The sequence below is a fragment of the Burkholderia sp. WP9 genome (assembly GCF_900104795.1).
Taxonomy (GTDB): domain Bacteria; phylum Pseudomonadota; class Gammaproteobacteria; order Burkholderiales; family Burkholderiaceae; genus Paraburkholderia.
This window is the reverse complement of record NZ_FNTG01000001.1, coordinates 2,124,989-2,136,396: the sequence shown is the minus strand read 5'-3', so window position 1 is coordinate 2,136,396 and position 11,408 is coordinate 2,124,989. Positions and strand designations below refer to the sequence as shown.

Below are 11,408 nucleotides of genomic sequence, written 5' to 3'. Positions count from 1 at the left end.
TAGGCGCATGGCCGCGCCGCAGCATTCCTCTCACGCTACGTTCAATCCTCCGCCAGACCCGCCCGCGGTCTCGGCGGCGATGGCGCGCGCGCATCAAAAATACTGGCGCTTCAACGTGGCATTGATTGCGACGTTGATGACCGTGGGCTTCATCGTGTCGTTCGTCTTTCCGCTCATGGCGCCGGCTCTGGCGCAGGTGCGTGTCGGGGGCTTCAGGCTGCCGTTCTACCTCGGCGCGCAGGGTGCGATCCTGATCTACCTGGCGCTGATCGTGGTGTATATCGTGCTGATGCAAGGCGCCGACCGCCGGCTGCAACGCGCCCTGGTTGCGGACGCAAGCTTCAGCGTCCGCGTGCCCACCACGAGCGGAAACTGAGCCGATGAAGCTCACGAACCGGCTGATCCGTTCCTACGCCCTCTATACCCTCGGCTTTCTGCTCTTCATTTATGTGATGTGGCGCATCGAACGCACCACGGGTCCGGGAGTGTGGATCGGCTACGTGTTCCTGTTCGTGCCGATCGCGGTGTATGCGGTGATCGGCCTGCTGTCGCGCACGTCCGATCTCGTCGAATACTATGTGGCGGGGCGGCGTGTGCCGTCCGCTTTCAACGGTATGGCGACGGCCGCGGACTGGCTTTCGGCGGCCTCGTTCATCGGCCTCGCTGGCTCGATCTATGCGACCGGATATGACGGTCTCGCGTATCTGATGGGCTGGACCGGCGGCTATTGCCTGGTCGCATTCCTGCTCGCGCCGTATGTCCGCAAGCTCGCGCGCTACACGATTCCCGATTTTCTCGGCACGCGTTTTTCGAGCAATGCCGTGCGCGGCCTTGCGGCGCTGGCGGCTATCCTGTGCTCGTTCGTTTATCTGGTTGCGCAGATCCAGGGCGTCGGCCTGATCGCGACGCGCTTTATCGGCGTGGATTTCGCCGTCGGCATTTTCTGCGGCCTCGCGGGCATTCTGGTGTGTTCGTTTCTCGGCGGCATGCGCGCCGTCACGTGGACGCAGGTTGCGCAGTACATCATCCTGATCGCGGCGATTCTGATTCCCGTGTCGATGATCGCTCACAAGGATGGCCTCGGCTGGGTGCCGCAATTCGACTATGGCCGCTTGATGGAGCGGGTTGAAGGCCTCGAAAAGCAGGTGCGCGAAGCGCCGCTCGAGCAGACCGTGCGCGACGATTATCGACGCCGTGCCGCGCTCATGCAGGTGCGGCTCGACGCGCTGCCGCAATCGTACGTCGACGAGAAGCAGCGTCTCAAGCAGGAAGTCGCCGACCTGCGCCGCCATAACGGGCCGCTGCGCGAGATCAAGGAGCGCGAGAGGGCGCTCGAACAGTTTCCACGCGACGCCGGCGCCGCGCAGATCGTCTGGAGCCAGCGACGCGATGAAATGCTGATGCGCGCGGCCGCACCGGTGCCGATGCATGAGCCGTTCCCCGCCGCGACCGACCAGGATCGGCGCATTCATGAGCGCAATTTTCTGTCGCTGCTGCTGTGCCTGTCGCTCGGGACGGCGAGCCTGCCGCATATCCTGACGCGTTACAACACGACGACCTCGGTCGCGTCCGCGCGGCGCTCCGTGGGATGGACGCTCTTCTTCGTCGCGCTGTTCTATCTGACGGTGCCGGTGCTGGCGGTGCTGATCAAGTACGAGATATTGACCAACCTGGTGGGGCATCACTTCGCCGACTTGCCGCAGTGGCTCATGCAATGGCGCAAGGTCGAGCCGAGCCTGATCAGTCTCGCCGATACGAATGGCGACGGCATCGTGCGTTGGAGTGAGATCCAGATGCAGCCCGACATGGTCGTGCTTGCCGCGCCGGAGATCGCGGGGCTGCCTTATGTGATGTCGGGGCTGATCGCGGCGGGCGCGCTGGCGGCGGCGCTTTCCACCGCGGACGGTTTGCTGCTCACCATCGCCAATGCCTTGTCGCACGATGTGTACTACCACATGGTCGATCCGAACGCGTCGAGTCAGCGGCGCGTGACGATCTCGAAGATTCTATTGCTGGGGGTGGCGCTGTTCGCGTCTTATGTGGCGTCGCTGAACACGGGGAACATTCTGTTTCTGGTCGGTGCGGCGTTTTCACTGGCGGCGTCGAGCCTGTTTCCGGTGCTGGTGCTGGGCGTGTTCTGGAAGCGCACCACGCGGCTGGGGGCGGTGGCGGGCATGGTGGCGGGGCTGGTGGTGTGCATCTATTACATCGTCTCCACATACCCGTTCTTCACGCAGATGACGGGCTTCGCCGGCGCGCGCTGGTTCGGGATCGAGCCGATCAGTTCCGGCGTATTCGGCGTGCCGGCGGGGTTTCTGGTGGCGATCGGCGTGAGTCTGATCGACCGCAAACCGGACGCTTATACGCGGGCGCTGGTGGACTATATCCGGCATCCTTAAACCGGTTTGTGCGAGGGGTCTGGCGCAGGGCGCGAAGTTTGCTATAATTCGGCTCCCCGCCGGAGAGATGGATGAGCGGTTTAAGTCGCACGCCTGGAAAGCGTGTATAGGTTAATAACCTATCCGGGGTTCGAATCCCCGTCTCTCCGCCACCCTTCCAGTAAGCCTTTGCGCGTTTTCGCAAATTCTGCGCTGTGCCATAGAAATGGCCCAATGCCATGGAATTTCACCGCAAGGGTTTCACGCGCGCCGGCTTCCGTCGGTAAATTCGCTGTATTTTCTTGCCCGCCGCATGCGCCAGAAGTGCTTGCGCATGCTCGATCGTCCAGGCATCGCTCGCGCGCTTCTGACACAAGTTCTCACACAAGTCCGCGATCATTTCAAATGGCTGTTGCGCCAATCGCGCGGCGTCACGCCAAAGCGTGAATTGAACCAGTTCGTAAACGAACCCTGCTGCGAATAGCCCAGCAATGCGGAAACCCGCCCGATGGGATAACGCGGGTTGCTCATATAGCGCACGGCAAGTTCGCCCCTGACTTCCTCGACCAGACGCGAGAAGCTGGTATGGGCCAATTCCAGTTGGCGCTGCATCGTCCGTACGCTCAAGCGCAAATGTCGGGCAACCAGTTCGACGGTGGCCTGCTCGATGGGCAGTAACAAATAGATCGCCTTGCGCACTTCCAGCGCGGTCGAATCGACACCCGCCACGTTCAGTGAATCCGCGAGGCTCTCGGCATATCGCACCAGTTCCGGGTCAGCGGCGGGATTCGGGTAGTCGAGATCGGCGGCCGCACACACGAAGCCGTTGAAATCGCTGCCGAACTCCAGCGGACAGCCGAAGAAGCGTCGATGAAACGTCAGGTCTTTCGGTCCCTGATGAACAAAATGGACCGAGCGCGGTTTCCAGTGATCGCCGAGCAGGGCGCTGGAGTGGCGCCAGAGAATGCCGACCGCGAGTTCGATCGCCTGATTCGTTGGCGTGCCCGGTTCGACGGCCAGGTCTTCGCGGATGGTGACTGTGTCCCCCACGTCCTCGACGTACAGAGCCAAGGCTTCGTTCAACAGATGCCGGTATTCGACGGTGGCCAGCAACACTTCGCGCAGCGTGCGCTTGTGCGCGAGCAGGAGATTGACGACACCCGTACCGAACTTCTGCCGGGTCTCGGCCATTTGCAGCGCGAAAGTCGGGCATGCGGCCTTTTCGGCCGACAGCTCCAGCAGCCGGCACGCGGCGGCTGCCGGGATGCGATCGTCCGGATTGGCAAGCGCCGCAGTATCGATCCCGACCTGCTGTGCAAGCTCGACCGGATTCAGTCCGACCCGCCGCGTCACGTCGAAATAGCCGCTCATGGCTACCGAGCGCAACATCGTTTCCATCGCTGTGTCTCCGCACCCGTCTCGCAAGCGCCGCCGCTGTGTCTGGTAATGAAATGCCTACCGCGCGCGCATCTCGGTGTTAACGCGCAGTGGCATGAAATGCTAAAAGGATGGCGCCCAATCATAAAAGTGTAGCGCAGGATTGCCGTATCGTGCGATCTCAACGGTTCATCATGTTCCGACCAGTTTTGATGCGACGGGCCTTGTCGCACGCGTCGGAATACCGTCACCCTATTGGAGAACACGATGCAATTCCTCGACGATTCGCTGCACCCCGAGAACCAGGACAAGGTTGTCATCACGACCGCTCCGTACGGCCCGGAATGGATGCCCGAGGACTTTCCGGAAGACATTCCAGTGACGATGGCCGAGCAGATCCAGAAGGCCGTCGATTGCTACAACGCGGGCGCGACTGTCCTGCACCTGCATGTGCGTGAACTGGATGGCAAGGGCTCCAAGCGCCTGTCGAAATTCAACGAACTCATCGCGGGTGTCCGCGCGGCCGTGCCGGACATGATCATCCAGGTCGGGGGCTCGATCTCGTTCGCGCCGGAAGACGACGGTCAGGCCGCAAAGTGGCTCTCCGACGACACACGTCACATGCTGGCCGATCTCGACCCGAAGCCCGATCAGGTGACGGTGGCGATCAACACCACGCAGATGAACATCATGGAGTTGCTCTATCCGGCGTACCTGGAGGGCACCTCGTTGTCCAATCCCGCGCTCATGGCCGCTTATAGCGAAATGACGGTTCCCGCCGGCCCCGCATGGGTCGAGGAGCACCTGCGCCGTCTGCAGGCTTCGGGCATTCAGCCGCATTTCCAGCTGACGGGCATCCATGCGCTCGAGACACTTGATCGCCTCGTGCGCAAAGGTGCCTACAAGGGGCCGCTCAACCTGACGTGGATCGGTATCGGCGGGGGCTTCGACGGCCCGAACCCGTTCAACTTCTTCAACTTCGTGCATCGCGCGCCGGACGGCTGCACGCTCACGGCCGAATCGCTGCTCAAGAACGTGTTGCCGTTCAACATGATGGCGCTGGCCATGGGCCTGCATCCTCGTTGCGGCATCGAAGACACGATCATCGACCAGCACGGCAACCGGATGACCTCGGTGCAGCAGATCGAGCAGTGCGTGCGCGTGGCGCGCGAACTGGGCCGCGAGATCGCTTCCGGCAAGGAAGCGCGCGACATCTACCGCATCGGTGTGCAATACGAAACGGTCGGCGAGACGCTCGCGGCCAACGGCATGGCGCCGAATCGCGAGGCGGGTGTGAAGAACCTGCCGCTGCGCGCGGCGTAAAGGATGGAGCGCGGCTGACGCTTCGCGGAGGTCGGGTTCCGGCCAAAGCAGCGCAGGCTAGCTTCGTCAAAGGCAGGGCTCCCCGGTATGCCGGGGAGGGTTGCACGGTATCCATAAAGGCCCCTTTTGCCCGACAGGGAAAAGGCGGCCGCCAACGAGCTGGACACGAAGGAGACGACTCATGTTCACGCATGCCGAGCCCACGACGGCCGATGTATCGACGACGCAACATGGCGTGCGCGCGTATGCGTGGGTGGTATTTGCCTTGACGGTCGGGTTGCTGCTCTCCGACTACATGTCGCGGCAGGTGTTGAACGCGGTGTTTCCGATGCTCAAGGCCTCGTGGAATCTTTCCGACACCCGGCTGGGCTCGCTGAGCAGTGTGGTCGCGTTGATGGTCGGCGTGCTGACCTTTCCGCTGTCGGTGCTTGCCGACCGCTGGGGCCGCGTGAAAAGCATTGTCCTGATGGCGGCGATGTGGAGCCTCGCAACGCTCGGCTGTGCGCTCTCGACGAACTATAACGAAATGCTGCTCGCGCGTGCCTTCGTCGGTATCGGTGAAGCCGCCTATGGCAGTGTGGGCATCGCGGTTGTCCTCAGTATCTTTCCGGCTCGGTTGCGCTCCACGCTCACCGCCGCGTTCATGGCCGGAGGGGCATTCGGTTCAGTGCTGGGCATGGCGCTCGGCGGCGCGGTCGCGGCTCATCTCGGCTGGCGCGCGGCGTTCGGCGCAATGGCGGCCCTCGGGATCGTGTTGCTGGTTCTCTACCGGTTTGCCGTCACTGAAAAGAAGCTGGCTCGACTGCAGCCGGCGGGCGTGAGCAGACCAGTGCAGAGCCACGGTGTATGCATGAGCTTCCGGGCGCTGATGAAAGGGCTCTTTTCGACGAAGTCAGTCGTGTGCGCCTACGTCGGCAGCGGTATCCATCTGCTGGTGCCGGCAGCCGTGTGGGCGTGGATGCCCAGCTTCCTGAACCGCTATTACGGCATGTCCACCGGCAAAGCGGCGATGAGCGCGGCAGTGTTCGTACTGGCAACCGCTTTCGGCATGGTGGTGTGCGGAATGCTGGCCGACCGGCTCAGCTCGCATGAACGCGAAAAGAAGTGGAGCACGGCCGTCGCCTTCTGCCTGATCTGCTTCGTAATGCTCACGATCGGTTTCCGGATGCCTGCGGGCCCGGCGCAGCTTGTCCTTATCGGCGTCGGCATGTTCTTCAGTGCGGGCGCTACGGGCCCCTCGGGTGCGATGGTGGCGAACCTCACTCCGCCGTCGATCCACGCATCAGCGTTTGCCACCCTGACGCTTGCGAACAACCTGCTGGGGCTCGCGCCCGCTGCCGTCCTGACGGGCATCGTGGCTGACCGGATCGGGCTGATCGGCGCGCTGCAACTCGTGCCGTTTGCACCGCTCGTCGCGGCGGCCGCCTTCTTCATCGGCAAGCGAAGCTATGGCGTCGACCTCGATCGCGTAAGTGCACTGCGCGAACAGGCCGGGCGCTGAGCCCACGATTACCCGCGTACTTTAGTACCTGGCAGGTGCGCCCGAAAGCAGGATGGGCAGACCCATTACAGGCCAAATAAATTTGCAGTTCGAGTAAAGGATAGGAGATTCGATATGGCCAAGGCAGTGCGTTTCCATGAAACCGGTGGTCCGGAAGTGTTGCGCTACGAAAACGTTGAAGTGGGCAACCCCGGCCCCGGACAGGTTCGCCTGCGCCATGAAGCAGTGGGCCTGAATTTCGCCGACACCTACTTTCGCTCCGGCCTGTACCCCGTGCCGCTGCCTGCAGGCATGGGTGTCGAGGCCGCGGGCGTGGTCGAGGCAATCGGCCCGGACGTGACCAACGTCGCCGTCGGCGATCGCGTCACCTATACCGGCTTTCTCAACACGCTCGGTGCCTACAGCACTGAACGCCTCGTCCCGGCGGCGCCGCTCATCAATCTGCCGGATGCGATTTCCTGCGAAACCGCTGCCGGCATGACGATGCGAGGCCTGACCTCGTCTTACCTGATGCGCCGCATTCACGATTTCAAGGCGGGTGACACCATCCTGCTGCATGCTGCCGCCGGCGGTGTCGGCCTGATCGTGTCGCAATGGGCGAAGCTGCTGGGTCTCACCGTGATCGGCACCGTTTCGAACGAGGCCAAGGGCGAAGTGGCCCGCGCTCATGGCTGCGACCACATCGTCTACTACGGCCGTGAGGACGTCGCGAAACGCGTGCGCGAATTGACCAACGGCGTCGGCGTGGACGTCGTGTTCGACAGCGTCGGCAAGGAGACCTTCGACGCGTCGCTCGATTCGCTCAGGCGCCGTGGTCTGATGGTCTGCGTCGGGACAGCCTCCGGGCCGATCCCGCCGTTCAATCCGCAGATTCTGGCCATGAAGGGCTCGCTCTACCTGACGCGGCCCGCGCTGGCGGACTATATCGCCGATCCCGCCGAGAAGGACGAACTCGCCGGCGAACTCTTCGGGCATGTCGCCGCCGGACGCATCAAGATCGAACTCAACCAGCGGTACGCGCTGGAAGACGCAGCGCAGGCTCATCGCGACCTCGAGTCGCGCAAGACGACCGGCTCGTCAGTCTTCGTCATCTGAGGAAAACGCCATGCAAGTCGACCAATTGACGTACAGCATCGGCGCCGAACTGATCGGCGTGAATCTTGCCGACGCCATTCACGACGACGGTCTGTTCGCCGAGATCCGCGCGGCACTGCTCCAACACCGGGTGCTGTTCCTGCGCGATCAGGACATCTCGCGCGCCGAGCATGTTGCGTTTGCGCGGCGTTTCGGCGAACTGGAGGATCATCCCGTTGCCGGCAGCGATCCGGAGCATCCGGGCCTCGTGCGCATTTACAAGAACCCGGATCAGCCTAACGACCGCTATGAAAACGCGTGGCATGCGGACGCCACCTGGCGCGAGGCGCCGCAGTTCGGCGCTGTCCTGCGCTGCGTGGAGTGTCCGCCGGTCGGCGGCGACACGATGTGGGCAAACATGGTCCTCGCCTACGAGAACCTGCCCGATCACATCAAAACCCAGATTGCGGATTTGCGCGCCCGCCACAGCATCGAGGCGAGCTTTGGTGCCGTAATGCCGATCGAAAAACGTCTCGCGCTTAAGGCGCAATTTCCGGACGCGGAGCATCCCGTTGTTCGCACGCATCCGGAGACCGGCGAGAAGGTGTTGTTCGTGAACGCGTTCGCCACCCATTTCACCAATTACCACACGCCGGCGCGCGTGCGTTTCGGGCAGGACGCTAACCCGGGCGCGGGTGACCTGCTGCGCTACCTGATCAGCCAGGCCTGCATTCCCGAGTATCAAGTCCGCTGGCGCTGGAAACCTAACAGCATCGCGATCTGGGACAACCGCAGCACGCAGCACTATGCAGTGATGGACTACCCGCCGTGTCACCGCAAGATGGAGCGCGCCGGAATTGTCGGCGACAAGCCGTACTGATCGGGCAGCAACCGTCTTGCATGAGATTGGGGATAGTGCTTCGCGCTAACGCTGATCGACAGGGGACCGCTTCATGATTTTCGATAAGACGATATGACACCAACCATCCTTATGGTGCCGGGCCTGCGCGACCACGTCGCCGAGCATTGGCAAACACTGCTGGAGCGCAGGCTGCCCAAGGTAGCCTCGGTGCCGCCGCTCGAGCAAGACAAGCTCAGTTGCGCGGCACGCGTCGCCGCGCTCGATGCTGCCCTCGCGAAAGTCGATGGCCCGGTGATCCTGGTCGCCCACAGCGCGGGCGTGATGATCACCGTGCATTGGGCCCGGCAACACAGCCGCAAGATTCACGGCGCACTGCTTGCCGCACCGGCCGACCTTGAGACGCCGCTGCCGGCAGGCTATCCGGCCTTCGATGCGATCGCTCAGAACGGCTGGCTGCCTATTCCACGAAAGCCGCTGCCGTTCCCGAGCATTGTCGGTGCGAGCCGCAACGACCCGCTTGCGCAGTTCGAACGTGTCGAAGCGATGGCGAGCAACTGGGGCAGTCGCCTCGTCGACCTTGGCGAAGTCGGTCACCTGAATCCGGCTGCGGGATTTGGCGAGTGGCCGATGGCGGAGACGTTGATCAAAGAACTTGAATAACCGGAATCCACTATCCCCAAGGCGTTTTTAAGCGCCATGGTGTCAGTAGTCCAAAGCTAAAGGAACAGGCAATGTCACGTCAGATACCGGTTGGTGCGGTGGATGAACTCGCGCCAGGCCAGCGAAAACTGGCCTTCGTCGATGGCCGCAGCATTGTCCTGTTTAACATCGCTGGCACGGTCCACGCCATCGACAACGCGTGCCCCCACAACAGCGCTTCGCTCGCGAGCGGGCGTCTCGACGGATGCGTGCTGAGTTGCCCGGCGCACGGTTTGCGTTTCGACCTGCGCACCGGCCGCATGCCAGGCGCAGGCGGGTTGAGCCTGACGACCTTTCCGGTGCGTGCCACCGACGGAAAGCTGCTCGTTTGTCTCGAGGATCCGCTCATCAGTACCGTGCAGGCGCCGGCATGCGATGCCGCAGCGCGACACGCACCGGTATCCGACGCGGTGACAACCCAGCTTCATTCAAGCAACAAGCCATAAGCAGTCGGGGCCACCCGGCGCGCGCCACACCTGGAGGAGACACAATGAAATTCAAGTCAAGCAGCCTGGCAGTGCTGATAGTTTTTTCAGCGGCCGCTCATGCCCAGTCGTCGGTCACGCTTTACGGCGTACTCGACGCCGGACTGCTGTATCAGAGCACCTCAGCCGCATCGTTTCAGCCGAACGCGCGTAACCTGGGGCATGTTTATCAACTCAAGGACGGCGGCATTTACTCCAGCTTCTGGGGGCTGAAGGGAAGCGAAGACATCGGCGGCGGATACAAAATCACGTTCAAGCTGCAAGGCACGTTCAACACCACCAACGGCAAGTTCGGGCTGTCCGACACGCCGGGGACGACCGCGCTCTTCAACCAGTTTGCGACGATTGGAGCAACGGGACCGTTCGGCACGTTCGACGCCGGCCGGCAGATCATCCCGATGATCTACGCGATGTCGGAAACGGACGTGCGCGGCGCGCAGTACTTTGGCAGCATCCTGACCGCCTGGCTGGGCATGAATCAGGCGGCCGGCTGGCCCGGCACCAGCACGAACGCTCCGATCGGTGCGCTGTATGACAGTAACGCGCTGGTCTACTCGTCGCCGAAATTCTATGGCGCGTCGCTCGCGCTCGAGTTCGCGCCGGGAGGCAACGCAGGGCAGTTCCAGGGCGGCACGCGAGAGTCGGCTGTGCTCAAGTATTCGAACTACGGTCTGAATCTGGCCGCGGTGTACTACAACGGGCACGACACCAATCCATACCCGGCCAATTACCCGACGGGTCCGGCCGTTCCGGCGACAGGCCTCGCCAATAACCGCTTCTATTATTTCGGCGCGATGTACACGATCAGCGGATTCTCGTTGTCCGCCTCGTACAGCGTCGGCAAGAATCCGGCGAAGAGCACCACCTACGACTTCGAGATGATTTCGGGCGGCCTTGGCTACCAGTTCAATCCGGTCTTCAAGGTGACGTCCGGCTACTACTATCTGAAGGACCGAAACAATTCGGCGAATCACTCGAGCGAAATCGCGGTGGGCGCGGAATACAGCTTGTCGAAGGCGACGAGGGCTTACGCGCAGGTCGGCTATGTGAACAACAAGGGAACCATGAACCAGACGATCGTCTATGGCACACCGGTCGCACCCGGCGTCTCGACCACGGCGGCGATGGTTGGCATCCGCCATACCTTCTGATCCCGCCATCCCTATCAAACGGAGCAGAACCATGAAGAAAACCAAGGCACTCGGATTGACGATCGCCGCGTTAGGCGCTGCGGTGTCCATGAGCGCGTGGTCCCAGACCGCGCAGGTAGCCAGCGCACCAGCTGTTGCGCAAGGCTCGTCGGCGCAGGCGGCATCGGGTGCGGCCGCACCCACGGGGAGGAAAGCTGATCGCGCGCTGCGCCGGAAGGTGTACGCCGCCATCGGCAAATACAAGGAGATCAACGCCGGAGACATCAGTGTCACCACGAAGGACGGCGCGGTGACACTGAACGGCACAGTTGCGGAGACTGCTCAGATCGCCAAGGCCGAGGCGATCGCGAGAAGCATCCCAGGCGTGACGTCGGTGAGCAACAAGCTGACGGTCAAGAAACCGTTTGGCGGCATGTAAGCTGCGATAGTCAAGCGTGAGCTCGAAGACGGCTGCTCTCGCTCACTTCTACCCGTCCTGCAGTTGCGCGTGATTCCTACGCGCGACAAAGCGCCCGTCTGCCGTTTGATCAACGCATGTCGATGGTCTGGCTTTCCCTC

11 protein-coding genes and 1 tRNA gene are annotated in these 11,408 nt (G+C 62.4%); 11 read left to right on the top strand and 1 reads right to left on the bottom strand.

Going from position 1 to position 11,408, the window contains the following annotated elements; translation table 11 throughout:
• Positions 1-7 precede the first annotated feature (7 nt).
• The 3 genes from BLW71_RS09475 (at position 8) to BLW71_RS09465 (ending at position 2,551) form a co-directional block, all read left to right on the top strand.
• Positions 8-376: a DUF4212 domain-containing protein gene (locus BLW71_RS09475; RefSeq protein WP_091795540.1), complete on the top strand. Its 369-nt coding sequence runs from the start codon at positions 8-10 to the stop codon at positions 374-376.
• A gap of 4 nt (positions 377-380) precedes the next feature.
• Complete coding sequence (locus BLW71_RS09470) at positions 381-2,399, top strand: sodium:solute symporter family protein (RefSeq protein WP_091795537.1); 2,019 nt, start codon at positions 381-383, stop codon at positions 2,397-2,399.
• 61 nt (positions 2,400-2,460) lie between these two features.
• A tRNA-Ser gene (locus BLW71_RS09465) sits at positions 2,461-2,551 on the top strand.
• 223 nt (positions 2,552-2,774) lie between these two features.
• Here BLW71_RS09465 and BLW71_RS09460 read toward each other — a convergent pair.
• Complete coding sequence (locus BLW71_RS09460) at positions 2,775-3,776, bottom strand: AraC family transcriptional regulator (protein WP_091795534.1); 1,002 nt, start codon at positions 3,774-3,776, stop codon at positions 2,775-2,777.
• Positions 3,777-4,022: 246 nt separating this feature from the next.
• Between BLW71_RS09460 and BLW71_RS09455 the strand changes: the two genes are divergently transcribed.
• The 8 genes from BLW71_RS09455 to BLW71_RS09420 all read left to right on the top strand — a co-directional run bounded on the left by BLW71_RS09455 (position 4,023) and on the right by BLW71_RS09420 (position 11,268).
• Positions 4,023-5,078 (top strand): beta-keto acid cleavage family enzyme, encoded by a 1,056-nt coding sequence (locus BLW71_RS09455; RefSeq protein WP_091795531.1) that lies wholly within the window; start codon positions 4,023-4,025, stop codon positions 5,076-5,078.
• Between the two features lie 181 nt (positions 5,079-5,259).
• The gene (locus BLW71_RS09450; RefSeq protein WP_091795528.1) at positions 5,260-6,579 is read left to right on the top strand and encodes an MFS transporter; all 1,320 of its coding nucleotides are present in this window, start codon (positions 5,260-5,262) and stop codon (positions 6,577-6,579) included.
• A 114-nt stretch (positions 6,580-6,693) separates the two neighbouring features.
• Entirely contained in the window at positions 6,694-7,674 is a 981-nt protein-coding gene (locus tag BLW71_RS09445) for a quinone oxidoreductase family protein (protein WP_091795526.1), read from the top strand.
• A gap of 10 nt (positions 7,675-7,684) precedes the next feature.
• Complete coding sequence (locus BLW71_RS09440; RefSeq protein WP_091795523.1) at positions 7,685-8,533, top strand: TauD/TfdA dioxygenase family protein; 849 nt, start codon at positions 7,685-7,687, stop codon at positions 8,531-8,533.
• 93 nt (positions 8,534-8,626) lie between these two features.
• Complete coding sequence (locus BLW71_RS09435) at positions 8,627-9,175, top strand: RBBP9/YdeN family alpha/beta hydrolase (RefSeq protein ID WP_091795520.1); 549 nt, start codon at positions 8,627-8,629, stop codon at positions 9,173-9,175.
• A gap of 71 nt (positions 9,176-9,246) precedes the next feature.
• Positions 9,247-9,660, top strand: coding sequence for a Rieske (2Fe-2S) protein (locus BLW71_RS09430; RefSeq protein ID WP_091795517.1), 414 nt, complete (start codon positions 9,247-9,249; stop codon positions 9,658-9,660).
• 44 nt (positions 9,661-9,704) lie between these two features.
• Positions 9,705-10,850, top strand: coding sequence for a porin (locus BLW71_RS09425; RefSeq protein ID WP_091795514.1), 1,146 nt, complete (start codon positions 9,705-9,707; stop codon positions 10,848-10,850).
• A 31-nt stretch (positions 10,851-10,881) separates the two neighbouring features.
• Positions 10,882-11,268, top strand: a complete 387-nt coding sequence (locus BLW71_RS09420) for a BON domain-containing protein (RefSeq protein WP_091795512.1) — start codon at positions 10,882-10,884, stop codon at positions 11,266-11,268.
• Positions 11,269-11,408 lie beyond the last annotated feature (140 nt).